This is a genomic window from Neopusillimonas maritima (genome assembly GCF_003576595.1).
GTDB classification, from domain to species: domain Bacteria; phylum Pseudomonadota; class Gammaproteobacteria; order Burkholderiales; family Burkholderiaceae_B; genus Neopusillimonas; species Neopusillimonas maritima.
The window spans coordinates 134,341-159,492 of sequence record NZ_NQOU01000002.1 but is presented as its reverse complement, the minus strand read 5'-3'; the positions used below and the strand labels follow the sequence as shown (position 1 = coordinate 159,492).

Genomic DNA, 25,152 nt, shown 5'->3' with positions numbered 1-25,152 from the left:
CAATTATTTAAGATTGTTGTTGAACCAGTTAAGTGCCTCCTGCCAGCCGGCTTTGGCCGCTTCTTCGCGATAGCTCGGGCGGTAGTCGGCGTGAAACGCATGGGGGGCGTCGGGATAAACGATGAATTTCGATGCTTTAGAGGCAGTGTTACCTTTTGCCAGCGCGGCCTCCATCGCTTTAATTGTGTCGGGCGGGATGCCGGCGTCTTTTCCGCCGTATAAGCCCAGCACCGGCCCGTTCAAAGAAGCGGCAATGTCGACCGGATGTTTTGGTGTAAGTTCGGTGCTGTCGCCCACCAGGCGCCCGTACCATGCCACGCCTGCTTTTACGTTCGGGTTGTGCGCGGTATAAAGCCATACAATTCGCCCGCCCCAGCAAAAGCCGGTGATGCCGATGTCTTGGGTATTACCCCCGTTCGAGCCGGCCCATTTTGCACTGGCGTCAAGGTCGCTCAGGACCTGGGCATCGGGCACTTTGCTGACTACTTCAGCAAAAAGCTTCGGGATTTCCGTATATTTAGATGGGTCGCCCTGGCGCGCATAGAGTTCTGGGGCAATAGCCATATAGCCTTGTTTGGCAAAGCGTCGACACACATCTTTAATATATTCGTGAACCCCGAAAATTTCCTGTACAACGAGAATCACCGGGACATTGGTTTTTCCTGCCGGCATGGCTCGATAGCCGGGGATTTCCCCGTCGCCCACCGGGATCATAATGTCGCCGGCGGTCAGGCCTTCGGTATCGGTGCGGATAATGGTTTCGGCATTGAGTGGCCCGGCGGCAAGCGTGAAACCGGTTGCCAGCGCGGTAACCATGAAGCCGCGCCGGTTCAGCTGTAACGGGGGAAGAAGGCTGTTGAAATCTGCATCAGGAATACGGTTCATTGAGTTTCTCCTGGGGTTGACGACGACTCTTCTGGTACATCCAAACGGAACTGGGTGCGTTTTTGCATACTGATTTGTTCAACATAAGTGGGTTTTCCATCTTCGGCAAACTCAACATAGCCGATGCCGGCCTGATTCAAAAGGCGTTCGCCGTGTGACGCGGTTTCGGGTTTGAAAGGGTTAATCTTCATGCCCCGGCGCCGAGTGAAGTAATTCAACGGTGAGCGCGGCGAATAAAGCCATCGACTTAAGCGGTCTAGCGTGTCCAGTAGCTTGCGCGGGAACTCGTTCTTGATTCCGCTACTGGTAATTTGCCATAAATGGGGAACACCGCGTTGTGACTTAAGCTGAATGCCGTAAACGAAAGAGTAGTGCACATCTCCTGAAAGTATGACGAAATGGGCCGGCGTTCGGGTATGCCGAAAAATATTCAGAATGGCGCCGGCGGTTCCTTTGTGTGCCATCCAGTTTTCCGCATCAACCAGCAGCGGTTTTCCGGCGAGGCTGAAACACTTCTGCACCACTTCAATCAGTTTTACACCAAAAATCGGCGCGGGTGACACCATCACAACCGAATCGTGGTTCAACAGCTCAGTTTGCAGTTCAGTAAGCGCTTCCCAGTCCATCAGGCCTGAAGGGCGATTCAGGTTCCGTTCCGACCGCCAGCGCCGTGTGCGCGTGTCCATGACCAACAATTTGGGTTTTGTGTCCAGGCTGTATTCCCAATGATGAAAGTGCAATAAATGATGGATCAAGTCATCTTGGTGCGGCTTGGTGGGTGATTGGGACCACGCTTGTATTTTCTCGAGTGTGTCGTCTTTGAATGCATCGGGGTTGTTTCCCCAACCCTGGCACAGCATGTACCCCACCAGAGCATTCCCGATGATGCGTCTTGAAAAGGGGTGGCCGTAAGCCGTTTGCTCCCAATCGGCCGTCAAGTTCCAGTCGTCGGTGACGTCGTGATCATCGAAAATCATCAAAGTGGGCATGTGTGCAAGCACGCGGCGCACCGATTTGAGGCCACCAATGAAGTGAGTCAGGGTCTCGCGCTCTTTGCGATAACGTTCCGTTTCTTCCGGGCTCAAGCCCGCGGGCAACCCTTCGGGCAGGCAATCCCACGTTATCGGCGACCAAACCAGCAAGTACATTGCCAGTATTTCGGCCAGGGTCACCAAATGGTTATCGGCACTACTGGTGGTGAAAACCGGTTTTTTCGCCCCTTCAAAAAACCGCTTGCGCAACGGGTCGTTGGGTCGCACGTCCGGCAAGAGTTCGCTGCGTCGATAGTAGTTGTATTTGCTCTTGTACAGCGTTTGGCTGTCTGGAACCAGCGCCTCTTCTATCTGTTCGTCGTAAAGCCCGAGCTCTTCAATTAACTCATGAATGGCCGTGAGCATCGGCCCGGCCACATCGTCGACATACACCTGATCTCCGGTCAGCATCAGAAAAGCCGGCCAGCTTGCGGGGTCGTTAGCTTTAAGGTTCAGCCAGTGATCTGCGGCAACGAGCCCATCTTCACAAGGGTAATGGGGTTTGCGGCATGAACCGTGCAATACGCCGGCCAGGCGCGTACGTTTTACGAATTGCGGCAGGTCGTGGCCGTCCTGGCACAAATCGGGCGCCCATTCGCGAATACTGACCCAGTTTTCTGCTTCGCTCGAAGATTCCTTTTGCCACTGCAGGTCATAAGGGAGCGCCTGGTCTGTCGGCAGGTCTGAATCAAGTACGAAATCCAGAAGATATAAAAAGCAATGACGGCCGATGCGCACCGGTGTAGCATTTGGAACAAGTGCAGCGCCGTTTTCAATATCCTTTATTGAAAGACGCCAGATGCAGGGTTCTCGGGCTGCCAACCAGAACACAATTCGTCTGGATTCCAGTCTTCGAAGAATGGGTCCGGCAAGCACGTTGTCAGTTTTTCGGGTCGTGGTGTTAGCAGACATTTAAGTGTTTTAAAAGGGGTGGAAAACGCAGATTTTTAGCGATCAAGGCGCTGTAACAATTTACACCCTTAATTTATGGGTAAGCATGTCGTTATAACGTATTTAGCCGTTGGGCTTGCAGAACGCAGGAGAGACCTGTTTACATGCTGGAAAGTTCCTATAACCCTTCGCTGGTGCTGTGGTCTTTGGCCGTGGCCGCACTCGCGTCATATACCGCGCTTGATCTGGCCAGTCGCGTAGCATCCAGTCATGGCGCTGCCGCCCGGTGGTGGCTGGCAGGCGGGGCGTGCGCCATGGGGTTGGGTATCTGGTCCATGCACTTCGTGGGCATGCTGGCCTTTAATCTTCCCATACCGCTTGGTTACGACCCGTTCATTACGGCCATATCGCTTTTAATGGCAATTGCGTCGTCGGGTTACGTCTTGTGGTTGGTTTGTCGTGCCACGCTGCCCTGGTATCGTTTGCTGGCGGGTGGGTTCATTATGGCCATCGGTATTGCCGGCATGCACTACACCGGTATGGGCGCCATGTTAATGCGGCCGGGCATCGACTATCTACCGTCATGGGTTGCACTTTCCTTGCTTATTGCATTTGGTGCATCGGTTGCCGCGTTGTGGCTGGCGTTTCGTTTGCGCAAGAATCTGAACTATGTGAAAGCGCTGCGGGTGGGTGCCTCTGTGGTGATGGGAGCTGCCATTGCGGGCATGCATTACACCGGGATGGCGGCGGCGCAGTTTCCGGTAGGCAGTATTTGTGGTGCGGCGTCTACCGGCGTTGATGTGTACTGGTTGGCTTTGTTAACCATTTCCGTTACGCTGGCGGCCTTGCTGGCTACCCTGGTCGTGTCCGTGCTCGACAACCGGATGCAACTGACGTCAACCACTTTAAGCACGTCGTTACGTAAGGCAACCGACCAGCTTGAGCATTTGTCGTTGCACGATGGCCTTACCCAGTTACCCAACCGTATTTTCTTTGAAGAGCGGCTCGATCAGGCCATTCGAAGCGTCAAGAAGAACGGCGGTTATCTGGCGGTGTTCATGATCGATGTCGATGGCTTTCAGGTCATTAACGATGCGTATGGGCGTCATGTGGGTGATCGTTTGCTGGTCGCTATGGCGCAGCGCCTGCAAAACGGCATCCGGGCACAAGACACCCTGGCCCGGCTGGCCGGCGACGAGTTCGTTTTGCAGGCGTTTATTTCCAAGCCTGATGACGCTAGTTTAATGGCCGATAAATTCATTCATTTGGTGCAGGCGCCGTTTCAGATCGTGGGCCGTGATTTGCATATTTCCGTGAGTATCGGCGTGACTATGTGTCCCGAAGACGGTGATCTTAGGGAGACGTTACTGGCTAACGCCGACGCCGCACGTCGGCATGCCAAGTCATCAGGGCGCAATACCTATCGATTTTTTGAGTCGTCGATGAACGACAATGTGTATGAGCAATTGCGTTTGCTTCAAGACTTTCGCATCGCCCTCGAGAACGATCAGCTCAGCTTGGTTTATCAACCTATTTATGATTCCCGTGGCCGCGGTTTGGCCAGTGCGGAGGCTTTATTGCGTTGGACGCACCCAGACCACGGGCGGGTGGCTCCCGACAGCTTTATTCCCATGGCTGAGCGTACAGGCTTGATTGTGCCCATTGGGGAGTGGGTGCTGGATCAGGCATGTTCGCAATTGCGCTGCTGGCAAGATGCGGGTTGGAAAGATGCTCGCGTCGCCGTTAACTTGTCGGCGATGCAGTTCAGTCATTCGGGTTTGGTGGAAATGCTTCAAACCATCCTCGATCGTTATCGCATCAAGCCTGAATCACTTACGTTGGAAATTACAGAAACCACTGCCATGCAAAATGCTGAAACCAGTATTGTTATTTTGCATAAGTTGCGGCGTCTGGGGGTGCGTATTGCAATCGATGATTTCGGTACGGGCTATTCCAGCTTGCTTTATTTGAAACGTCTGCCGGTGTCGGAATTGAAGATTGATCGTGGTTTCGTCCATGATCTGACGCTGCAAAAAGAAGATGTTGCCATTGTCGAAGCCGTGGTCACACTGGCGAACAAGCTTGGGTTAAGCGTTGTGGCTGAAGGGGTTGAAACGACGGAACAACGTGACTTGCTGGTCGATCTGGGGTGCGATTACCTGCAAGGTTATTTATTGGGTCGACCTGTTCACGCGGAAACGCTGCTGGGCCTGGTTACCGAGGGTACACGGGCGGAGCACTTAGCCCAGCTGTGACGAATGCGGTAATTTCCTCGATAACTTCCTTTGTGTCGTTGGGGTCGCATTCCGTCGGCGCCAATTCGTCGAGCCGGTGTGTGTCTGAAAAGGCGTACATGTAGGCCCCAATGGTTAAGGCCATACGCCAGTTCACATCTTTTGCCGACAAGCTTGGGCATATTTCCAACAAGGTATTTACAAACGCACGTGTGGAGATGTCGTAGGCTTCATTACGCAGCCGGTATGAAATTTCCGCCGGTTCGGTATGCAGCCGTGCCTGCAAGCGCAGAAATCGGCGCCCTGCAGGCTCTTCCCGTAAGGCAATGGTGGGTTCCAGAAAGGCCCTGACCACTTGTTCAACCGTAATGGGGTCGGTTTGTTGTTTTAATTGATTGAGCCGCCGTAAACGCTCGTCGGAAACGACCCGACCGCGTCGAATGAAAACAGCCTCATAGAGCCCGTATTTGGATCCGAAATAATAGTTGATCAGGGCTTGCGTGACCCCGGCTTTCTGGGAAATGGCACGCAAGCTGGTACCGGTGTAGCCGGTTTCGGCGAATTCGTCTTCGGCGGCATCCAGAATACGCTCTGATGCGTTGTCCCCCGTGCCTTCAGGGCGGCCCGGACCTTTACGGCCCGTTTTGCGTTTTGGAGCTGGGGGGGAGAGGCTGTTGTAGATTGTCATAAGGGCTAAACCACGGGTTCGAAATCGGTCGCGTTATAAGCATAAACCCAGTTTGCCTTGATGCCGCCGGCGTGAGGGTCTTTCTTTTGCTGTTCACGATATTCGGCATCACGCTTGGCTTGCGCTTCTTTCGATGACAGGTGATAGGTTTTGCCGCGTTCACGCGCCTCAAGCTGCACGCGCGCGGTGCGGGGCAGGCGCTCTTTTTCGTATTGCTGCAGTGCATTTGGGAGTTGATCGGGCAGGGCGGCCAGCGCTTTGGCCAAAACGTAAGCGTCTTCAATAGCCATCGCCGCGCCCTGAGACAGGAAAGGTAGCATGGGATGGGCAGCGTCGCCTAGTAGGGTGATACGGTCTTTTGACCACGTTTCCATGGGGTCGCGATCGAACAAGCCCCAGCGGTACACGTCTTCCACACGATCAAACAATTGTTGGATGTTGGTGTGCCAGCCCTGGAAATCGGCCAGCAATTCTTCTTTGGTGCTGCGCGCGTTCCAGGACTCTTCAACCCATTTTTCAGTTTCATGCACCGCCACGATATTAACGGCTTTGCCGCTGTTTACGTAGTAAGTCACGATGTGGCTGTTGGGGCCGAGCCAGAACGAGGCTTCCGGTGCCACGAAGTTGGGGGGGGAGTCGAATGGGACAACCGCGCGATAGCACATATGACCGGTAAATTTAGGATCGTCGTCGCCGAACAGGGCATGGCGAACAACCGATCGCACGCCGTCGGCACCGATAATCAGATCGGCTTCAAAGCTGCTGCCGTCGTCAAAATGCGCCACTGCTTTGTCGCCGGTTTGCGAAACACCGGTACAACGAATTGAAAACGTGACTTTGCTGCGATCGACCATGTCTGCAAGAAGATGATGCAGATCGGCCCGATGCACGTGAAAGAATTCGGCACCGTACAAGCGTGGGCAATCACTTTTCAGAGGCATGCGAAATGTTTCTTCGGCCGTATCCCAGTTTCGTCCAACCAAAGCTTCCGGCAGGAAGCCAACCTTATTCAAGGCGTCCCACGCTCCGAAAGCTTTAATGACTTTGACGGCGTTGGGTGTCATTTGTATGCCGGCCCCTACCTCGCCGAACTCCGCGGCTCGTTCGAACAAGTGGTAGTCGATACCGCGTTGGCTTAATGCCACTGCAGTTGCGACACCGCCAATGCCGCCGCCGATAATGCCTACTTTCAATGGTTTGGCCATGTTGTGCTTCTCCAGGAAGTGTTATTTATTAACTATACGATTAATAAATTATAGATAGAATATAATTGGCTGACAACTTCATTCAGAACAAGGAAAAATCATGCATAGTCTTTCAAAAAAGTCGGAGCTGTGTGTACTTGCAATGTGTTTCAGTGCAGGTGCGGTGTTGTTGCCGAGTCCGGTTCATGCCGACGGCGCGGGCGTAGGGTTGCGTGCGGGTGCGGGCAACCATTACCAGCGCTATGAGTTGGCTTGGGTGTCGCCTACGTTGTGGCAATATCGGTTTGCCGAGTCCGGCAGCCGGCTCGATTTGGTGGCTGAGGCTGGGGCGGCTTTCTGGAAGGCGAATGGCAACCGGGATCGTTCCAGTGTGTGGCAAATCGGGTTCACGCCCTTTTTGCGCTGGACGTTTCCCAATAATATGTATCTTGAGGCTGGGGTGGGCATCAATCGTTTTTCGCATACGCGTTTTGCCGACAAGACTTTATCGACCCAGTTTCAGTTTGGGTCGCACATAGGAGCAGGAGTCAACTTGTCGTCAGCCGGTCGCCTGGGGTTGCGTTACTCCCATTACTCCAACGCGTCAATTAAACGCCCGAACGATGGGCTTGACGTGGTTCAGCTTACTTATAGCCACGTGTTTTAGCCGGCATTTCGCTTGCGTTTTCGTTCAACGCCTGACATTGTTGAAATGCGCGTAGTTCATTACCATAGTGGGCATTACATTAATGAGCTAACTTAACGAGCTAACGGGGGTCAAGCATGAGCGACAAACCAAATGAAAATGAACCAATGAGTTCCCCGAGTGGCACGAATCCGCAGGTTCAGAAGATGCTGGCCTCATTGAGTGATCGTTGGGGTTGGTTTGTTGCGCTGGGCGTTGCGATGGTGGTGTTGGGTATGGTGGCGCTGGGGCATGTGGTTGCGGCCACTTTGGTAAGCGTACTGTTTATCGCAGTCCTGATGATAATTGGCGGTATCGGGCAGTTAATTCATGCCTGGCGTCTGAAGCAAATGTCGGGGTTCGTGTTTTGGACAATCGGCGGGGTTTTGTATTTGGGTGCGGGAGTATTGGCGCTGGTTCGTCCTGAAACCGGGGCTTCGCTCTTAACCCTGCTTTTTGGTGCAACGCTGATTGGTTCGGGGGCATTGCGTTTGTGGATCTGGTTTAACAATCGGGCGCAACGCGGCTGGCAATGGTTGGCCTTGTCCGGCGTCGTAACACTATTGGTTGGTTTATTGATTGCGTTTGGCTGGCCGGGTAATAGTGTTTGGGTTTTAGGGTTGATTCTTGGGGTCGATTTGTTGATTCAGGGCTGGACTCTTTTGTTTATTGGCTTTGCGCTACGCAACCGGCAGTCCGGTGGTTAGTCATGCGTAAACCGGTGCTCTGGGGGCTGGGTGCGGGCTTGGTGGTGCTGTTGGTTGGTATTTATATTTATCACACAGCAACGAGCGTAACGAAAGCATATATTGACCCTTCCGACGCCCGTTTGGTGCAGTTGGGTAAACAAGTGTACGCGGCGCAATGTGCCGCTTGCCATGGTGCAAACCTCGAGGGGGAACCAAATTGGCGGCAACGGAAACCGAATGGGCGACTCCCCGCGCCGCCGCACGATGTTTCCGGGCATACATGGCATCACCCCGATCAAGTCTTGTTCGATATCGTAAAAAACGGATTGGTGCCCGGCGTAACGGCACCCATTGGTTATGAAAGCGATATGCCGGCTTACAGCACTGTTTTAACCGACGAGGAAATCCGGGCCAGTCTTGCGTATATCAAGCGTGCCTGGCCCGAAAAGGCAAAGACAGTTCAACAGCAGTTAACCCAGGAATATCAGAAGGCACAATAGGCATGTCGGCATCCGAGCGTTCTTCATCTGCAACACGTCCGCAATTTGCTTCGCAGTTCGAGGGCTATGAAGATGGCTTTCGCCACCGGATGTTTGTGGTGATTTTTGAAGCCGACACCCGCCTGGGCCATTGGTTCGATTTCACGCTGATTGCAGCAATTATTCTTAGCGTCACGGTTGTCATGCTGGACAGCATTCACGCTGTGCGACAGCAATACGGTTCCAGTTTAAGCGTGCTCGAGTGGTTTTTCACCGTGTTGTTTACGCTCGAATACATTGCCAGGCTGGCATGCGTTAAACAGCCCATGAAGTATGCCCGAAGCTTTTATGGCGTTGTGGATTTGCTGGCGATCCTGCCCACGTACGCAGCGGTTCTTATGCCTGAGCTACACGCTTTGGTTGATCTGCGGTTGCTCCGGTTGTTGCGCATGTTCCGGTTATTGAAGCTGGTCTCGTATGTGCACGAATACTCAATGCTCGGCCAGGCGTTGATGGCCAGCCGGCGCAAAATCATTATATTTTTGTCGGTTGTGGCGATTGTCGTTACGCTGAACGGCACACTGCTCTATTTGGTTGAAGGTGGCCCCGGTACTGCGTTCAGCAGCATTCCCACAGCGATTTATTTCGCCATTACTTCGTTAACGACCGTGGGCTTTGGTGACATTGTTCCGCAAACAGATTTAGGCAGGGCGATAACCGCATTCACCATGCTGATTGGTTGGAGCGTCCTGGCCGTACCCACAGGTATTATTTCGTCGGAGATGACGGCGCAACGCTTCTTGCCGCGGGTTAACACGCGTACGTGCCCCTCTTGTCTGGCAACGGGTCTTGATGGCGATGCCAAGTTTTGCAAGTCGTGTGGCACCGCGTTGCCTGAATATCAAAAGGAAACATGAGTCGGGGCTGAACTCTGCTAAAGTGAATTTTTATCATCAAGGAGAAGGGCGTGAATAGGGTATTAGCATGCGTCGATGACTCCCCCCGCGCCACAGCGGTGTGCGACTACGGCATTTGGGCGGCTCGTTTGCTAGAGGTGAAGTTGCAGTTTCTTCATGTGCTCGATCGCCATCCGGAGCGCGCCGGCTTAACGGATTACAGTGGGGCGCTGGGTATGGATGCCCAGGAAAGCCTGTTGGAGCAATTGAGCACGCTTGATGAAGAGCGCAGTCGTTTGGCTCAGGAGCAAGGGCGGCAAATTCTGCAAGCGGCGCACAAGCGGGCCGACGCGGCAGGGGCGAAAGACACTGACACCCTGCAGCGCCATGGCTCGCTGGTTGAAACCTTGCTTGAGCTCGAGTCGGAAACCCGGTTGGTGGTTATCGGGCAGCAGCGATCCTCCGGTAGTGCATCCAAATGGTATCTCGATCAAAACGCTGAACGCGTTGTACGTTCACTGCAGCGTCCGGTTTTGGTGGTTGACGGCGACTTCAAAGAGCCGGAGCGGTTTGTCATCGCGTTCGACGGCAGCCAGACAGGTAAAAAAATGGTGCAAATGGTTGCCGCCAGTCCTCTCTTGAAAGGACTTTCCTGCCATGTTATTGGGGTGGGTGATGAAAGTGAAACACAACAACAGAACATCGATTGGGCAAACGACACCTTGGTCAATGAAGGTTTTGATGTTGTGAAGGTTGTTCGGCCCGGTGAAGCGGAGGTCGTTTTGCGTGAGTATCTGCTTGAGGTGAATGCCGACCTGCTGGTGATGGGGGCGTATGGGCATTCACGTATACGCCACCTTATTATGGGTAGTACCACCTCTACGTTGTTACGCACCAGCCCAGTGCCGGTACTGGTTTTGCGATAGCCGCTCTTTTCCGGCACACGCCCCGGTAGTTCAGACCGATAATGGTTGTGGTCGCCGGGGCGGCAATGAAAACGCCTCGAATTCCTCTGTGTTTAAGGGGCGGCTGAAATAGTAGCCTTGCACCCTGTCGCACCCAAGGGTCTTCAGGAGGTCCAATTGGGCCGACGTTTCAACACCTTCGGCGGTCGTACGCATGCCCAGGGCATGGGCCATATGCACAATAGCCTGCACAATGGCGCGATCACGTGAGTCATGGGTTAAGTCGCGCACGAACGACTGGTCTATTTTCAGTGTGTTTGCGTCAAACAGTTTCAAATGGCTGAGCGATGCATGGCCCGTGCCGAAGTCGTCAATTGAGAGTGCAATGCCTTGTTCCCGTAAAGTACGCAAGGTTTGGATGGCAGTTTGCGCATTATGCATGGCAACGCTTTCAGTAATTTCCAGGCCCAGGTAATGCGGCGGCAACTGATAGGTTTTCAACAGATATTGAATGCGTTCGACCAGCAGCGGGTAACGGAACTGAACCAACGACAAGTTAACCGAAAAGCAGACATCCGGCGGCAGGCCCTGACGAACCCATAGTGAAATTTGGGCAATGGCAGTTTTTAATACCCACTCACCTATTTCGGGCATCAGCCCATATTTTTCGGCCACCGGTATGAACTCGGCCGGGCCCACCGTACCCAGTTTCGGGTGGGTCCAGCGGACCAGGACTTCGGCGCCCGATAAACGACCGTCGGCCAAATTCATAACGGGTTGAAACGCCAGGTGCATTTGCCCGTTTTTAATCGCAGCCTCAAGGGCTTTCTCCAACTTCTGTACCCGAAAGGGAGGGGGTTGCAAATGACCGGTGTCCAACGCCATATACAGCAATAGATAAGCCGCCGCTTTGTATATGTGGCCCAACAGCATGGCGGTATCTGAAATCGCCGTGTAGGACGTAAAAAGCAGTTCACTGACGGCCATGAGCAAGAGTGCGCTGGCCAACAGATACAAGTTGCACTCGCTGTTGTTGGGCAGGCGTCGCAGCAAAATGGCCAATGCCACGATATGCAGTGTAATGATGCCGTACTCGGCCATGATCTTCAGATCACTTAAGCCGGTTTCAGTGCTGAATACGTTGGGTAGCCAAGCGGGAGCGTACAAGACAACCCCGTGGGTGATGATGACGATCCCCAACACAATACTTAACGGCCAGGTCAGATGTGCAAGGCGACTGTGGCGTTGCGGTAACTCAGTGATTGAAGGCCAAGGCAGCCAAACGACAATGAGAAGCCCGATGGCGGCCAAATAGCGCGCAACCAGCCAAAAATAAATGGATTTCTCTGGGCTGTTGGGCGTAACAAAGGCAGGCATGCCTTCAAACGACAGCGTGTGGGCAATATCAAGCAACGCGACGCCCAGAAAAGCGCAGGCCAGATAGAGAATATTTCTTTGTGGATGCTTTCGGTAAGTACTCCACCCCAAGGCGAAAACGGCAAAAGCGAAGGCAATAGAGGCGATTTCGAGCGTCAGGTGCCAGGTAAGGTAGTGCCGGTGAGCCCAGGCCTCCACTGGCTCCACTAACATGGTTGCCAGCCCAACAAGCGCAGCTACCACGAAACTAATACCAAGCCATAAAGGGAAGTGATAGTTTGACGGATGGGAGAGCGAAATGCGCGGCATGCGTCTGCCTGAAAATGGAAAGTGGCGGTGCTGACAGTGTGACATCGCAAGATTAGCGATATGGGATCGCTTTAGCAAGGGGGTACGTGTGATTAAACGAGGGAAGTTGTAGTAAGTGAGTGTTTGTTTTCAGCTTTCAACCGGTGCGTAAGAAAGTTGCAAGAATTGGTCGATAAGATGCCTGCTTTGGTTCACGGATAGGGAATCCGCATGAAAAAGGGAGTGCGTCTTGGCCTGGGCGTCAAGATGATCATGGCTTTTCTTCTGGTTGCCGCCATGTCGGCCCTCACGGGCGCGTTTGGCGTGCAGTTGTTGGGGCAGGTGAACGCCATGGCGGTAAAAATGTTCAATCAGGAGGTGGCCGGCGTTAGGCATGCCTCTCAGGCACAGGCACACATGACGGCGGCGGGCCGGGCGGCTGCCAATGCGTTGCTGGTGGCGGATAAGGGGGCGCGCATCAGTGAGATTTACTTTATGCGTGATCATCTTGATGGCGCGCATGCTGAGCTGGAAAAGTTGAAGCCGTTATTCGACAACGAGGAGGGCAGGCTGGCGGTGGAGCAGGTGATCGGCTTAACTGAACGTTATGCCGCCGCTTTGGAAGATTATGCCGGACGCTTGGAAACCGAAGGTATGCAGGTGTCTGCAGATCCCGATTATTTACAAGCGTTGGCCCAGGCCCACGCCATCGGTGAGCAGGCTGAGACGGGTGCCGTGGCGTTGGTGTTGCAGAAGCAGAATACGTCTTCAGCACTGGCCGATGAAACAACCCAAATTTATCAATTCGCCTTAAGCCAAATGGGCGCACTTTCTTTGGCCGGCGCGCTGTTGGCGATTGTGCTGGGTGCTGCGCTGACGCGCGGACTTAAGCGCCAGTTGGGCGCCGAGCCACGTGATGTGGTGCAGGTCACTCATGCGGTCGCGAAAGGGGATTTGTCTCATTCATTGAATTTGCGCAAGGTCTCCAAAAGCAGCGTGTTGTTCGCCATGCATCACATGCAGACCGCATTGCGTAACGTTGTGGGTGAAGTCCATCAAAGTAGTGACGAGGTGGCTTCAGGAGCCCGCCATATCGCGGAGGGAAGCATCGATTTGGCTCAGCGGACCGAGCAACAGGCTCAAAGCTTGCTGGAAACGGTGGCAACGATGGAGTCGCTGGCGCAAACAGTGGATCGCAATGCGAGTGTTGCGCGCGATGTGGCGCAAAAGGCGACACTTGCCCGCGAGCGGGCGGAAAATGGAGGGGAAGCGGTTGAAACATTGGTGAATGTGATGCAGCGAATCGATGCTTCGTCCCGGCGTGTTACGGAAATAGTGGCGTTGATCGATGAACTGGCTTTTCAAACCAATATTCTGGCGCTGAATGCGGCGGTGGAGGCTGCCCGAGCTGGTCAGCAGGGTAAAGGATTTGCTGTGGTGGCCGGTGAGGTGCGTCATCTGGCGCAACGCAGCGCGACCGCGGCGCGGGATATCCGCCACCTGGTTCAAGACAGCGCAGCGGTGGTTGAGAACGGTAGCCGGATTGCCGGGCAAACCCGTGCGCTGATTACCGAGGTGGTCGATGAAGTCAGGCAAGTATCGGCACTGATTCATGAAATCAGCGAGGCAACCGACTCGCAGAAGACGGGAATACAACAAGTTAATAGTGCTGTGTCGAGCCTTTCGTCGGTGACGCAGGAAAATGCGATGCTGGTGCACGACGTTGCAGCGCGCGCCGATGGGTTAAGTGGCCAGGCCGCCGCTTTGCTCAAAGTAATGTCAGTGTTTAAATTGGGGGCGAAACCAGTATTGCAGAGGTGACCCGTTTTGTTATTATCAGGGAATATTACAAAACATCGAACCCTAAAATTTAATGCCACCACTTTCATGCTCTCAGTGTCGCGATAATGAACCACTCGGTTTCCAGTTCAGTTATGCGTTTCAGCCTATTTTAAATGTTGCAAACCGGGAAGTATTTGCCCATGAGGCCTTGGTCCGGGGGGAACGAGGCGAATCTGCTTATTCCGTGCTTGCGCGGGTTAACGATGATAATCGTTACCAATTCGACCAATCTTGCCGGGTAAGAGCGATTCAAATTGCCTCGCAATTGGGCATGGCTTCGCGGCTGTCCATTAACTTTCTCCCCAACGCCATTTACAAGCCGGAGCTTTGTATTCGTACCACTCTCGAGGCGGCAAAATCGTTCGATTTCCCCATCGATCAAATTATTTTTGAGACGGTGGAAGGCGAAGAGGTTGAAGATGGAAAATGGCTGGCGGAAATTTTGCGTGAATACAAGCGCATTGGGTTCACAACGGCCATCGATGATTTCGGTGCGGGTTTTGCCGGTTTGAATTTATTGGCCGACTATCAGCCCGATATCATCAAGCTCGATATGGATTTAATCCGTAACGTGCATGAAAGCCGTCCGCGCCAGGCAATTATCAAAGGCGTGGAGCGCATGGTGGAAGAGTTGGGCATTGTGATGATTGCCGAGGGTGTGGAAACTTACGAAGAATATCGCTGTTTAAGCGATTTGGGTATCAGCCTGATGCAGGGATACTATTTTTCCAAGCCGCTTTTTGAAGCCAAGGCCTCCGAGGCGGACATCCCCTGGCCCGATTGCGCCGGCTCGTGAGGTGTGCGTAAATCCGACTCAATGCGGCCGTCCACCAGGGTAATTGTGCGGTCACAGGTCTCTGATAACCGAGGGTCGTGAGTCACAATCAGAACAGCGCAGCCGAACTCGCGGTTGAAGCGCCGAAAGAGCTTAAAGATGCCGGCCGCTGTTTGTGTATCAAGGTTTCCCGTGGGTTCATCCGCCAGCAGCAGTGCCGGTTGCGTAATCAGCGCGCGGGCAATGGCGACGCGTTGTTGCTGGCCGCCTGAAAGGTTTCCGGGCTTTTCCTGGGCGAATTTTTCCAGCCCAACTTCAGCAAGCAGTTTTATCGCGCGCTCCTGGTCAGTTTTGCCGGGTTTGCCTTGCGCAATCATCAAAGGCATGAGCACGTTTTCAAGCACGCTGAATGCGGGAATCAGGTGGTGAAACTGGAATACGAAACCAATTTTTCGGCCGCGTGCAGCCGTTCGGGTTTCATCATCCATTTCGCGAGTAGGTTGGCCTTGCAGAAAAAGCTCACCTGAGGTTGGGTGGTCGAGCAAGCCCAACATGTTCAGAAGTGTACTCTTGCCCGAACCTGAAGGCCCCACAAGCGCCGCGAAATCGTCCTCGCCAATTTCCAGATCGATACCATGCAAGACTTCGGTTTCGTTGGGTTTGCCGACGTTATACGATTTTCTTAGTTGTTTCAGTGTTAGAACGGGTCGAAGCGTTTCAGACATAGCGGATCGCCTCTACCGGGTTTAAACGCGCTGCACGCCAGGCAGGTACGCTGGCCGCTAAAACGCCCGTGAACGCAGCAAACACCATGGTAATGGGGATAAGAACAGGGCTTAATGGAATATAGAAAAGTTTTGGGCCAAAGGTGTTGAATGCCCAGACCAAGCCGGTGCCGGCCACTGCACCAACCGCCGACCCAGCCATTCCCAGCAACGCACCCTGAACGAGAAACACACGCAACATTTGGTGTTGTCGTATACCCATGGCGCGCAAAATCCCAATTTCCCGCGTGCGTTGGGTCACGCTAATCGCCAGCACACTGGCAATACCGAACGCAACCGACAAAGCCACAAATACGGTAATCATGGTGGTTGAGAGCCTTTGTGAGCTCAAGGCGTTCATCAATTGGGCATTGGTTTCTATCCAGCTTTCCGCTTTCATGCCTGTTAGCTTCTGAATTCTTTGTGCGTCCAGATCGGCGGTGAACAGGTTATCAACCGTGACGTCGATTAGGGTGACGCCACCAGGTAAATCCAATAACGACTGTGCCTGTTTCAGGTCGAGGTAAACATAGCGTTGATCAAGTTCACGTACGCCCAGTTCAAAAATACCGGCGATCGTCACTAACGCAATCCTTCCATCGCCCGCCTCAATCCGCATTTTGCTGCCGGTACGCAGCCCTAGGTCTTTAGCCAACAGGCGCCCAATAACGGCGTCGCCGGCGCCGACACGAAAGCGGCCGGCGATCATGTCATCGCTGATCGGGATGATTCTTTCATAGCGGTCGGGGTCAATGCCAATGAGCGACACCGATTTTAAAACGTCGCCCCTACGGGCAAAGGCCGGGCCGGAAACGATGGGTGAAACGGCGGTGATGCCTTCCAGATTATCGAGTGTGGACTGGACCGCAATCCAGTTGTTGATGGAGCGTAACCGTTGACCCCGAGGATCCTCGCGGATCAGGGCAATGGTGCCGGGTTGAACCGGTGCAATCAGATTTTGCTCTTCAGCCGGTTCAATCCGAATGTGAGACTGCGTGCCCAGCGTGCGTTCAATAATGTTGGCTTGCAAACCATTAATCAGCGTGGTGATAAAGACAATCACCGACACCCCCACGGCTATGCCCACCAGAATCAATGCGGTTTGAACCAGATTCTGGCGTAAAAACTTTAAGGCAATCAGTGATTCAAGCCACATGTGGAAGGGCCTAATCCAGTTTCATGGGCGTTTCCCCATCGGTTCGTTCGGCTGCATTAATGGTACGGCTTTGCGGTAAAGGGCTGATGGTTGCCCGAACCCGTTGCCCATCGGTCAGCCCGTCGGTGGAGCCAAGAACAATGTCGCCGGCGCTCAAGCCTTCGGTAATTTGCGATAGCGCCAGGCTGTTGAGCCCTGTTCTCACTTGGGTTTCGTTAGCCTTGCCGTGGCTGTATACCCAGACCTTCGCCCGGTTGCCGTTTTGTTGGAACAGTGTGTCGTTGGGGACGACAAGTGCGGCATCGTTCCGCGCCGTTTCTATTGTGGCGGTGATCGTCATATCTTCCTTCAGGAAATCAGGGGCGGGCGCGGCCGATAAACGAATATCGACCGTACCGCGCTGTGGGTCGATGACCGGCGCAATACTCGTAATTTCTGCCCTAAAAGGTTCATTGGGATAGGCATCCGCAATGATAATGGCGGGCTGACCCACCTCAAGAACGCCCAGGTTACGTTCGTCCACGGGCACCAGCAGTTCAATCTTGCTTTGGTCGCGTAATGTCAGTAGTGCTTGCCCCGGCTGAACTGTATCACCGGGTGACACGTAACGTTCCAATACCGTGCCTGAAAACGGCGCTCGAATTTGTGTTTTATCCAGGGAGGCACGGATGGCATTCAGGCGTTGCTGCAAAATAGACTCCTCGACGCCGCCTTGCGCCAAAGCCGAGACGTCGAGTTTAGCCTGGTCAAATCCCGCTTGTGCCGCAGCCAAGGCGTTTTCCGCTTGTTCCAGATCTTCGGTTGGAATGGCTTTTTCTTTGGCCAGTAAGCGCCGCCGCTGTACCTCCCGTTTTGCTTGCGCCAGATGCGATTGCGCTTGCTCCAGCCGCGCCTGTGCTTGCGGTCGACGCGAACTGCGCATTAACGCCAGGGCCGCTTGCGCCTCTTGCTCTTGTGCTTTTAATTGGTCTGCACTAAGTGTAATCAGGACTTCATTCTCTTGTACCGGCTGGCCACGGTCAACCAGGCGTTCTTTAACGACAGCCGTAATTTCACTGCCGATATCCGCGCGGTCGTCGGAGGCGACGCGCCCGGTTGCGACCACTTGTTGAATCAGCGGATGCGATTCGACACGGTAGGCGCGTATTTCAGGACCACGCCATTTTTGCCAGACGATTATGCCGACCACAGCCACAAGCAAAGCCGGCAGCAGCATCTTCCAGTTGACCCATTTTTTTGACACAGCGACCCTCAAGATGAAGAATCCGGGCACTTGCAATCCGGAGGTGGACGGCAAGTGCGCTTAGTGTAAACCTGTGCGGCTTATCTTTGTTGACGCCAGCGTTGCACTTGGCCGGGTAGGTCTTCAAGATGTGCCATGACGCTCACCCCCGGAATGTCCCGTCGTTGCAACACGGAATGAGGGCTGCCCGCCCAGAGTTCAATGGAGGCGGGCAGCATGGCACGCAGCTCATGCAGCGCATCGGCCGATTGCCCGGGGTTGCTTGCAGCTGAAAAACTAATGGCGACGATGTCCGACCGGTGCGCGTTTGCGGCACTGATCAGATCGTGTAGTGGGGTTTGTGAACCCAGGTTCATGCAACTGCATCCTTCGACCAGAAATAATGCTTCAGCCATCAAAATACTTAAGCTGTGACTTTCTCCGGGGACGGTGGATAACAATATACGGGGTCGACTGTTCGCTGAAGGTTCGGGCGCGGTTGCCAACGCGGCGCGCAAACTGGTTTCCAGGACTTCGCTGCACAGATGTTCCTCGAAAATGTGCAGGTCGCCGCTCGCCCAGGCTTTGCCGACATCACGCATCAGCGGGATTGCAATATCCAGAACAAAACGGGCCAGGCCGATGCGCATAATCTGTTGGGAGAAACGTCGTCGCAACTGTGTGGGGTCATGTGTTTTAAGCAGGTCCAGAAGTTGCGTAATTTCCAGTTTCTGTAATGACGCTGTGTCGCCGGCGGCAATTGTTGCATTGGTTGCTTCTTTCAGTGCGTCACTGAGTTCATGCAATTGAGCCAATTGCAATGCAACCACCCGCCCGGGCCGATGGCCGGCATCCAACAACCGTTTGATAATGCGCAGGCGCTCCACTTGGTCGGGCGGGTACAGACGTTCGCCGTTTGTATCGCGTTCCGGCTGGGGAAAACCGTAGCGTCGCTCCCACACGCGCAAAGCGTCTTTGCCAATCCGGGTATCGCGTTCCACAGCGGTGATGTTCAGCATGAGCTGCGGATTCTTCGGAACAGACGTCATGGTTTTGAACCTGTTTGTTTTCCAGTTTGTCATGGACAAGAATAATAGCAAATTTATTTTGTCTAGGACATATATTGAAAAAAAACTATTTTAAGCCTATTATTTCGCTAATTACCAATTTTTGACTTAGACAAATATTATTTTGTCTAGGCAAGGAAAAGCGAAAGTGAAGAAAGTTGCGGTTGTTGGATCAGGCATATCGGGCCTCAGTGCAGCGTGGTACCTGGGTCGTCAAAGCTACCCGGTCGCGGTCACGTTATTCGAAGCGGAGGATTATTGCGGGGGCCACACTCACACGGTCGACGTCACCTTGCCGAATAGTCGGGGTGAGTGGGTGACGCATGGCGTTGACACCGGCTTTTTGGTTTTCAACGAACGGACCTATCCCGGTTTGATTGAGCTGTTTAACACACTGAATGTCCAAACGGCGCCTTCTGATATGTCTTTTTCAGTTCAGGTTCCGGCGCAATCGCTTGAGTGGTGTGGTAGTAACTTGAATACCGTATTTGCCCAGCGCAAGAACTTGCTGCGGCCACAGTTTTGGTCGATGTTGTCGGATTTGGTGCGTTTTAACCGTCAGGCCACTACGCTGGCTCGTTCCGGCACAGAGGCCCAATTGCAGGAGCCGCTCGGCGCTTTCCTGGAAACCAATGGTTATGGTGACAGTTTTCGCGACTGGTACCTGCTTCCCATGATTAGCAGCATTTGGTCATGCCCGGCAGATCAAATGATGGCATTTCCCGTCGCCACGTTGATTCGTTTTTGCCATAACCATGGCCTGCTTCAGTTGGTAAATCGGCCGCAATGGCATACGGTGCGTGGCGGTGCACGTCACTATGTGGAGAAAATGACAGCGGAGATCCCCGATTTGCGCTTACGTACGCCGGTTATATCGGTACGACGGCATGGGCAGAACACGGGGGTATCGGTTACCACCCGTTTCGGAACCGAGTATTTCGATGACATCGTGATGGCTTGTCATTCCGACCAGGCCTTGAAGTTGCTGGCGCTGGATGCGCATCCACAAGAGATCGAGATGCTTTCCGCGATTCAGTATCAACCCAATCATGCCGTGTTGCACACCGACATCAGCGTGCTACCAGCCAGAGAAACGGCCTGGGCAGCCTGGAATTATGAGCATGGTGTTCGCGGCGATGATGCAATGCCGGGCGTCTGTCTGCATTATCTGTTGAACCGTTTACAACCTTTGCCATTCGATGTGCCGGTTGTTGAAACGCTGAACCCGTTGCGCGAGCCCGATCCCGGCAAAGTTTTGGCGCGGTTCGATTATTCGCATCCGGTTTTTGATTTGGCGGCACGGCGCGCTCAAGGTCAATTGCCCGATTTGCAAGGTCGGAATCACACTTGGTACTGCGGAGCATGGACGGGCTACGGCTTTCATGAAGACGGGTATCAGTCGGGTTTGAGGGTGGCAAACCAATTGGTGGAATGTTGGCAACAGTCACCCGTCCGACCTTCATCCGCGTTGGCGGCATAAGTGAGCCACCTATGAAAACGTCGAACATCACCACGAGGCAGGCGAATCGTGCACATGCACGTAGCGTTCCTTTGATTGGTATTGGCCAAATCCGTCATGCGCGGTTGCATCCGGTTGAGCACGCATTTTCATATCGCACCTGGTTTCTGATGTTGCCTATGCGAAGCGCCCATCATGTCGGCTGGCGTGGGCTGGCGCGTAATAAGTCCGCCCTGGTTGCATTTCACGACAAAGATCACGGTGATGGGGAGGGCGATGCGCTTGCGTGGTTCGACCAGTTATTGCAGCGGTCGGGTATTCACGATGCCGACGGCGAAGTGTGGTTGCAAACCTATCCGCGTGTATTCGGCTACGTTTTCAAGCCGGTCAGTTTTTGGTATGCCTACAACCGCGAAGGCAAGCTACGAGCCATTGTTGCCGAGGTGAACAACACTTTCGGTGAGCGTCATTGCTATTTGCTGGCGTCGTCAGTGCAGTGGGGTAAAGAAATGACGGCAGACAAGGTATTTCATGTGTCGCCGTTTTGCCGGGCGTCGGGGCGCTACCGGTTTCGCTTCATGCGTACAGACGCTGCGTCTTCCCGCTTAGAGCGTATTGTGGCGCGCATTGATCACGACGATGCGAGTGGCCGGGCTATTTTGCAAACCAGCATAAGTGGGCATCTTGAAACGCTTGGCCGCGCCACCCTCTGGAAAGCCATGATATCCATGCCTTTCCTGACTTTTGGAATTATGGCCAGGATTCACTGGCAGGCGCTGCGCTTATGGCTCAAAAAAGTGCCGTTCAATCGCAAGCCGCCACTTGATCAACCTTTTGTCACCCAGGGTGACGACCCCGATACGTCTTACTCCAGGAGCTCAGAATCATGACACGCACTTTGGATTCTCATCCGACCCTTGGCCGCACCGGTACGCAGCACAGTCGGCCCACCTTCGCGGCGCGCACGGTTTTGCGGATGCTTAACAAGCTATCTTGTGGTCGGCTGGAGGTTGAGCTACCCAATGGCGAAATGCGTCGCTTTGGGCCGGGTGGTCAACCTCATGCAGCCTTGCGGTTGAATAACTGGAATGTATTTTCCGCAGCGTTGAAATCCGGCGATATTGGTTTTGCCGAGAGTTATATTCAGGGCGATTGGACAACTTCCGACCTGACATCGCTGATTGCGCTTTTTATCGTTAATCGCGAGCAGATGGAGCGTGTGCTTTACGGTGCGTGGTGGGGTAAGTTGGTCTATCGGATGCGCCATATATTGAACCGCAACAGCCGTAGTGGCAGCAGGCGCAACATCCACGCCCATTACGATCTGGGCAATGCGTTTTATCGCTATTGGCTTGATGAAACCATGAATTATTCCTCGGCCTGGTTTCAGGATGATCGCACGCAGTCGTTGCCACAGGCTCAGCACGCGAAAGTGAGGCGCGCACTGGACGAAGCGACAGTAGCTGAAGGTGATCGCGTGTTGGAAATTGGTTGTGGTTGGGGGGCGGTAGCCCATGCCGCTGCGCAGCGCGGCGCCAGCGTCGTGGGCGTGACGTTATCGACCGAGCAATTGCATTATGCGCAAAACCGGTTGGATGATGCAGGATACGGTGCCCGAGCCGACCTGCGATTACAAGATTACCGAGATATTCAGGACGGCCCCTACGATGCGTTGATTTCGATTGAAATGTTCGAAGCAGTGGGGCGTGAGTACTGGCCGTCTTTTTTTGAAACGGTGCGCAAGAACCTGAAGCCCGGCGGGCGGGCGTGTATTCAGAGTATTACGATTCGCGACGACCTGTTCGATCGCTACGTTAAGTCAACCGATTTTATCCAGCAGTACATCTTTCCCGGCGGCATGCTGCCTAGCGAACGCGAGTTTTGCAATGCCGCGCAGCGTGCCGGGTTACGTGTCGAGAACGTTTTGCGTTTCGGCCCCGACTACGCGGAAACGCTGCGCCGATGGCGTGCGCCATTCCACGCGAACGAGCCGGCCATTCGGGCTCAAGGGTTTGATACTGTTTTTATGCGAACCTGGGATTTCTACCTTTCATACTGTGAAGCGGCATTCGATACCGGCAATACGAACGTCGTGCAGTTCACGCTGGTTAACGAGGCGCAGGAGGCAGCATGAAAGCGCGCAGGAAAGATCAAGCCGTTGTTGCGAGTCGTAGGTTCCATGGGGCGCTTTATGCACTCATGTTTTTACTCTTAATGGGTGTTGGGGTTTCAACGTCATCGTCGCAAACCTATGATCCGCTTTCAGCGCAGTCGGCCGATGCGGCCGGCTCGGATGAAAGCAAAGCTCAGGTTGCTATTCCGCCGGAAGTGCGAGAGGTGCTGGGCGATGCCCAGTTGCAAGGGCAAGAGCGTTTTCGGTGGTTTGGCTTTTCTGTGTATGACATTCGCCTATGGGTGAAAGCACCGTTGAATATCGAGGCATGGGCGGGTCGCCCGTTTGCGTTGGAATTGACCTATGCGCGTAGCCTTAAGGGTCAGGCCATTGCCGAAAAGTCATTGGACGAGATGCAAGCGCAGGAAAGTATTGATGCCCAGCGCCAGGCAAGTTGGCTGTCTTTCATGCAATCGGCCTTTCCAAACGTGGAAGAGGGTGATCGCTTAACCGGTATTTACCGGCCCGATGGCGGGGCTGCATTCTATTTCAACGGGCGTGAAACCGCGTCAACGGACGATGCCGATTTCGCACGGCTTTTCTTTGGAATCTGGCTGTCGCCGGATACGTCGGAGCCGGCGTTGCGCCGCGCGCTCTTTGGGATGAAGGAATGACAATTCCGTCGGTCCGTTCAGGCTTGCAATACGGAGCGCTGGGGTTACCCCTGTCCTTTGTCGCCTTGCCGCTTTATGTGTACATGCCTTCTTACTATGCCAACGAATTCGGTATGTCGCTGACCCTGCTTGGGGCGCTGTTACTGGGGGTACGGATATTTGATGCGATTACCGATCCGGTAATAGGTCAACTTGCCGACGATGTTTTCCAACGCGGCTTAAAGTTGACTGCATGGGTGCTTGGCGTATCGGCGGTGTTTCTTTGGCTTGGCTTTACAGGTTTGTTCTTCCCGCCACAACTATTTTTCGATATGGGGAAAGGAAATGGCAGTGGCCTTTTAATCTGGGCGGTTCTCGCTTTGCTGCTTACTTATCTTTCTTACGGCGTACTCACTATTGTCCATCAATCCTGGGCCGCCCGTTTGCGCGGAGATGACCAAACGCAAAGTAAATGGGTGTCGTGGCGTGAGGGCTTTGCGTTGGTTGGTGTACTGGTTGCGAGCGTTTTGCCTTCCGTGTCGGGAATGGGAACAACCAGTGTGGTCTTGGGGCTGACGCTGGCGATGGGCGCCGTGGCATTAATGCTGGGGCCTGCACCCAGCCGCAACGTGCATGATCCGAAACACGTCGCCCCGCGGCGCTGGGCACAAATGGTTCAACCATGGCATATTTCCGCTTATCGCGGTTTGATCGTCGTGTTTTTGTTGAATGGGATTGCCAGTGCCATTCCAGCAACCCTGTTGCTTTTCTTTGTGAACGACCGTTTGATGGCACAAGGTTGGGAAGGGTTGTTTCTCTTCATTTATTTTGCGCTGGCTACCGGCTCTATGCCCGCGTGGATTGCATGTGTGGCGCGTTGGGGGTTAAGCCGTACGTGGCTCATCGGGATGGCGTTGGCTATTGCGGGGTTTATAGGTGCGGCCTTTATCGGTGCCGGCGATATTGTGGCGTTTGCTTTGATTTGCGCCGCCAGTGGGTTTGCGTTAGGGGCCGATCTTGCCTTGCCCGCAGCATTGTTGGCCAAGGTCATTCGTCGGCATGAGGCAGACGTGGGGCGTGAAGGTGCGTATTTCGGCTGGTGGAGCAGCGCCGCCAAGTTGAATCTGGCGTTGGCCGCCGGATTGGCGTTGCCGTTACTGGAGTGGCTGGGTTATTCACCAGGCACGCAAGACGCGGCCGGGCTTTTTGCGCTTACTGTCGGATATGCCGTTTTGCCCTGCATATTGAAGTTGTTCGCCATGGGTGCGCTATGGGTTTGGCGCATGAATTTTGACCGAAAAGGAGAAGTTAATGAGCATGTTTGGCATTCGGCTTAGCCGTGTTTGGCGGCGTGGTGTGTTGGCCGCACTAACGTGCCTGGTGTTAACGGCGTGTGCATCGCCGACACCTTCCGATTACGCTCAGGAAAAGCCGCGTCTGGATTTGAAAGAATATTTTGACGGTGATATTGATGCGTACGGCATTTTTACTGATCGCAGCGGCAAGGTTGTGCGTCGGTTTACCGTCCGCATCAAAGCGTATTGGGAAGGCAATAAAGGGACGCTGGAAGAGGATTTTATCTACAGCGACGGTGAAACCCAGCGCCGCGTCTGGACGCTCATCGATGAGGGCAACGGTCGTTATACCGGGACGGCGTCTGATGTTGTTGGTGAAGCCGAAGGTTATGTTGCCGGGAATGCGTTCCAGTGGAATTATGTGTTGCGCCTGCCGGTAGGTGACACCACCTACGATGTGTCGTTCGACGACTGGATGTTCCTTATGAATGACAAGGTCATGTTGAATCGCGCCACCATGAGCAAATTCGGTATTCGCTTGGGCGAAGTGACGTTGTCGTTCTACAAACGCTAA

At 53.9% G+C, this 25,152-nt stretch carries 23 protein-coding genes; 14 read left to right on the top strand and 9 right to left on the bottom strand.

Annotated features, from left to right (window positions below):
• Positions 1-3: 3 nt before the first annotated feature.
• A complete protein-coding gene (locus CJO09_RS05745; protein WP_119441518.1) occupies positions 4-885 on the bottom strand; it encodes a dienelactone hydrolase family protein in 882 nt (293 codons plus the stop codon).
• A complete protein-coding gene (locus CJO09_RS05740) occupies positions 882-2,828 on the bottom strand; it encodes a metallophosphoesterase family protein (protein ID WP_119441517.1) in 1,947 nt (648 codons plus the stop codon). The genes CJO09_RS05745 and CJO09_RS05740 overlap by 4 nt, the downstream gene beginning before the upstream one ends.
• Positions 2,829-2,971: 143 nt before the next feature.
• On the opposite strand from CJO09_RS05740, the gene CJO09_RS05735 reads away from it, so the two are divergent.
• Complete coding sequence (locus CJO09_RS05735; protein WP_119441516.1) at positions 2,972-5,062, top strand: putative bifunctional diguanylate cyclase/phosphodiesterase; 2,091 nt, start codon at positions 2,972-2,974, stop codon at positions 5,060-5,062.
• Here CJO09_RS05735 and CJO09_RS05730 read toward each other — a convergent pair.
• A complete protein-coding gene (locus CJO09_RS05730; RefSeq protein WP_119441515.1) occupies positions 5,022-5,729 on the bottom strand; it encodes a TetR/AcrR family transcriptional regulator in 708 nt (235 codons plus the stop codon). The two genes, CJO09_RS05735 and CJO09_RS05730, sit on opposite strands and share 41 nt — an antisense overlap.
• 5 nt (positions 5,730-5,734) lie before the next feature.
• Complete coding sequence (locus CJO09_RS05725) at positions 5,735-6,934, bottom strand: FAD-dependent monooxygenase (RefSeq protein WP_119441514.1); 1,200 nt, start codon at positions 6,932-6,934, stop codon at positions 5,735-5,737.
• Between the two features lie 100 nt (positions 6,935-7,034).
• On the opposite strand from CJO09_RS05725, the gene CJO09_RS05720 reads away from it, so the two are divergent.
• The 5 genes from CJO09_RS05720 (at position 7,035) to CJO09_RS05700 (ending at position 10,588) form a co-directional block, all read left to right on the top strand.
• Positions 7,035-7,580, top strand: coding sequence for an acyloxyacyl hydrolase (locus CJO09_RS05720; protein ID WP_245961239.1), 546 nt, complete (start codon positions 7,035-7,037; stop codon positions 7,578-7,580).
• 146 nt (positions 7,581-7,726) lie between these two features.
• Entirely contained in the window at positions 7,727-8,305 is a 579-nt protein-coding gene (locus CJO09_RS05715) for an HdeD family acid-resistance protein (protein ID WP_119441962.1), read from the top strand.
• A gap of 2 nt (positions 8,306-8,307) precedes the next feature.
• Entirely contained in the window at positions 8,308-8,787 is a 480-nt protein-coding gene (locus tag CJO09_RS05710; RefSeq protein WP_119441513.1) for a c-type cytochrome, read from the top strand.
• A 2-nt stretch (positions 8,788-8,789) separates the two neighbouring features.
• Positions 8,790-9,683 (top strand): ion transporter, encoded by an 894-nt coding sequence (locus CJO09_RS05705; protein WP_119441512.1) that lies wholly within the window; start codon positions 8,790-8,792, stop codon positions 9,681-9,683.
• Between the two features lie 50 nt (positions 9,684-9,733).
• A complete protein-coding gene (locus CJO09_RS05700; protein WP_119441511.1) occupies positions 9,734-10,588 on the top strand; it encodes a universal stress protein in 855 nt (284 codons plus the stop codon).
• A 30-nt stretch (positions 10,589-10,618) separates the two neighbouring features.
• Here CJO09_RS05700 and CJO09_RS05695 read toward each other — a convergent pair whose 3' ends face one another.
• Positions 10,619-12,253 carry a bifunctional diguanylate cyclase/phosphodiesterase gene (locus tag CJO09_RS05695; RefSeq protein ID WP_158582715.1) on the bottom strand — a complete coding sequence of 545 codons (1,635 nt, stop codon included), beginning with the start codon at positions 12,251-12,253 and terminating at the stop codon, positions 10,619-10,621.
• A gap of 210 nt (positions 12,254-12,463) precedes the next feature.
• Here CJO09_RS05695 and CJO09_RS05690 point away from each other — a divergent pair, with 210 nt between their 5' ends.
• Together CJO09_RS05690 and CJO09_RS05685 are read left to right on the top strand one after the other, a co-directional pair.
• On the top strand, positions 12,464-14,053 hold the full coding sequence (locus CJO09_RS05690; RefSeq protein ID WP_119441509.1) for a methyl-accepting chemotaxis protein: 1,590 nt from the start codon (positions 12,464-12,466) through the stop codon (positions 14,051-14,053).
• Positions 14,054-14,105: 52 nt separating this feature from the next.
• The gene (locus tag CJO09_RS05685) at positions 14,106-14,870 is read left to right on the top strand and encodes an EAL domain-containing protein (RefSeq protein WP_119441508.1); all 765 of its coding nucleotides are present in this window, start codon (positions 14,106-14,108) and stop codon (positions 14,868-14,870) included.
• Here the strand turns inward: CJO09_RS05685 and CJO09_RS05680 are convergent.
• From CJO09_RS05680 to CJO09_RS05665, 4 genes are all read right to left on the bottom strand, one after another.
• Positions 14,795-15,574, bottom strand: a complete 780-nt coding sequence (locus CJO09_RS05680; RefSeq protein WP_119441507.1) for an ABC transporter ATP-binding protein — start codon at positions 15,572-15,574, stop codon at positions 14,795-14,797. The genes CJO09_RS05685 and CJO09_RS05680 overlap by 76 nt on opposite strands.
• Positions 15,567-16,769: an ABC transporter permease gene (locus CJO09_RS05675; protein ID WP_119441506.1), complete on the bottom strand. Its 1,203-nt coding sequence runs from the start codon at positions 16,767-16,769 to the stop codon at positions 15,567-15,569. Before CJO09_RS05675 ends, CJO09_RS05680 begins: the two co-directional genes overlap by 8 nt.
• A gap of 10 nt (positions 16,770-16,779) precedes the next feature.
• Positions 16,780-18,012, bottom strand: coding sequence for an efflux RND transporter periplasmic adaptor subunit (locus tag CJO09_RS05670; protein WP_147404903.1), 1,233 nt, complete (start codon positions 18,010-18,012; stop codon positions 16,780-16,782).
• Between the two features lie 80 nt (positions 18,013-18,092).
• Positions 18,093-19,040, bottom strand: a complete 948-nt coding sequence (locus CJO09_RS05665; RefSeq protein ID WP_119441504.1) for a MerR family transcriptional regulator — start codon at positions 19,038-19,040, stop codon at positions 18,093-18,095.
• A gap of 166 nt (positions 19,041-19,206) precedes the next feature.
• Between CJO09_RS05665 and CJO09_RS05660 the strand changes: the two genes are divergently transcribed.
• The 6 genes from CJO09_RS05660 to CJO09_RS05635 are packed head-to-tail and all read left to right on the top strand — an operon-like array spanning position 19,207 to position 25,152.
• A complete protein-coding gene (locus tag CJO09_RS05660) occupies positions 19,207-20,538 on the top strand; it encodes an NAD(P)/FAD-dependent oxidoreductase (protein ID WP_119441503.1) in 1,332 nt (443 codons plus the stop codon).
• An 11-nt stretch (positions 20,539-20,549) separates the two neighbouring features.
• Positions 20,550-21,407 carry a DUF1365 domain-containing protein gene (locus CJO09_RS05655; protein WP_119441502.1) on the top strand — a complete coding sequence of 286 codons (858 nt, stop codon included), beginning with the start codon at positions 20,550-20,552 and terminating at the stop codon, positions 21,405-21,407.
• A complete protein-coding gene (locus tag CJO09_RS05650; RefSeq protein WP_119441501.1) occupies positions 21,404-22,651 on the top strand; it encodes an SAM-dependent methyltransferase in 1,248 nt (415 codons plus the stop codon). Before CJO09_RS05655 ends, CJO09_RS05650 begins: the two co-directional genes overlap by 4 nt.
• Positions 22,648-23,304 carry a chalcone isomerase family protein gene (locus CJO09_RS05645; protein WP_119441500.1) on the top strand — a complete coding sequence of 219 codons (657 nt, stop codon included), beginning with the start codon at positions 22,648-22,650 and terminating at the stop codon, positions 23,302-23,304. The genes CJO09_RS05650 and CJO09_RS05645 overlap by 4 nt, the downstream gene beginning before the upstream one ends.
• A complete protein-coding gene (locus CJO09_RS05640) occupies positions 23,301-24,620 on the top strand; it encodes an MFS transporter (RefSeq protein ID WP_119441499.1) in 1,320 nt (439 codons plus the stop codon). The genes CJO09_RS05645 and CJO09_RS05640 overlap by 4 nt, the downstream gene beginning before the upstream one ends.
• Entirely contained in the window at positions 24,601-25,152 is a 552-nt protein-coding gene (locus CJO09_RS05635; RefSeq protein ID WP_119441961.1) for a DUF3833 domain-containing protein, read from the top strand. The genes CJO09_RS05640 and CJO09_RS05635 overlap by 20 nt, the downstream gene beginning before the upstream one ends.

Bases quoted from the DNA above. Each gene is read 5' to 3' on its own strand.
- CJO09_RS05745 (WP_119441518.1), bottom strand. From the start codon at position 885: ATGAACCGTATTCCTGATGCAGATTTCAACAGCCTTCTTCCCCCGTTA.
- CJO09_RS05740 (WP_119441517.1), bottom strand. From the start codon at position 2,828: ATGTCTGCTAACACCACGACCCGAAAAACTGACAACGTGCTTGCCGGA.
- CJO09_RS05735 (WP_119441516.1), top strand. From the start codon at position 2,972: ATGCTGGAAAGTTCCTATAACCCTTCGCTGGTGCTGTGGTCTTTGGCC.
- CJO09_RS05730 (WP_119441515.1), bottom strand. From the start codon at position 5,729: ATGACAATCTACAACAGCCTCTCCCCCCCAGCTCCAAAACGCAAAACG.
- CJO09_RS05725 (WP_119441514.1), bottom strand. From the start codon at position 6,934: ATGGCCAAACCATTGAAAGTAGGCATTATCGGCGGCGGCATTGGCGGT.
- CJO09_RS05720 (WP_245961239.1), top strand. From the start codon at position 7,035: ATGCATAGTCTTTCAAAAAAGTCGGAGCTGTGTGTACTTGCAATGTGT.
- CJO09_RS05715 (WP_119441962.1), top strand. From the start codon at position 7,727: ATGAGTTCCCCGAGTGGCACGAATCCGCAGGTTCAGAAGATGCTGGCC.
- CJO09_RS05710 (WP_119441513.1), top strand. From the start codon at position 8,308: ATGCGTAAACCGGTGCTCTGGGGGCTGGGTGCGGGCTTGGTGGTGCTG.
- CJO09_RS05705 (WP_119441512.1), top strand. From the start codon at position 8,790: ATGTCGGCATCCGAGCGTTCTTCATCTGCAACACGTCCGCAATTTGCT.
- CJO09_RS05695 (WP_158582715.1), bottom strand. From the start codon at position 12,253: ATGCCGCGCATTTCGCTCTCCCATCCGTCAAACTATCACTTCCCTTTA.
- CJO09_RS05690 (WP_119441509.1), top strand. From the start codon at position 12,464: ATGAAAAAGGGAGTGCGTCTTGGCCTGGGCGTCAAGATGATCATGGCT.
- CJO09_RS05685 (WP_119441508.1), top strand. From the start codon at position 14,106: ATGCCACCACTTTCATGCTCTCAGTGTCGCGATAATGAACCACTCGGT.
- CJO09_RS05680 (WP_119441507.1), bottom strand. From the start codon at position 15,574: ATGTCTGAAACGCTTCGACCCGTTCTAACACTGAAACAACTAAGAAAA.
- CJO09_RS05675 (WP_119441506.1), bottom strand. From the start codon at position 16,769: ATGTGGCTTGAATCACTGATTGCCTTAAAGTTTTTACGCCAGAATCTG.
- CJO09_RS05665 (WP_119441504.1), bottom strand. From the start codon at position 19,040: ATGACGTCTGTTCCGAAGAATCCGCAGCTCATGCTGAACATCACCGCT.
- CJO09_RS05655 (WP_119441502.1), top strand. From the start codon at position 20,550: ATGAAAACGTCGAACATCACCACGAGGCAGGCGAATCGTGCACATGCA.
- CJO09_RS05650 (WP_119441501.1), top strand. From the start codon at position 21,404: ATGACACGCACTTTGGATTCTCATCCGACCCTTGGCCGCACCGGTACG.
- CJO09_RS05645 (WP_119441500.1), top strand. From the start codon at position 22,648: ATGAAAGCGCGCAGGAAAGATCAAGCCGTTGTTGCGAGTCGTAGGTTC.
- CJO09_RS05640 (WP_119441499.1), top strand. From the start codon at position 23,301: ATGACAATTCCGTCGGTCCGTTCAGGCTTGCAATACGGAGCGCTGGGG.
- CJO09_RS05635 (WP_119441961.1), top strand. From the start codon at position 24,601: ATGTTTGGCATTCGGCTTAGCCGTGTTTGGCGGCGTGGTGTGTTGGCC.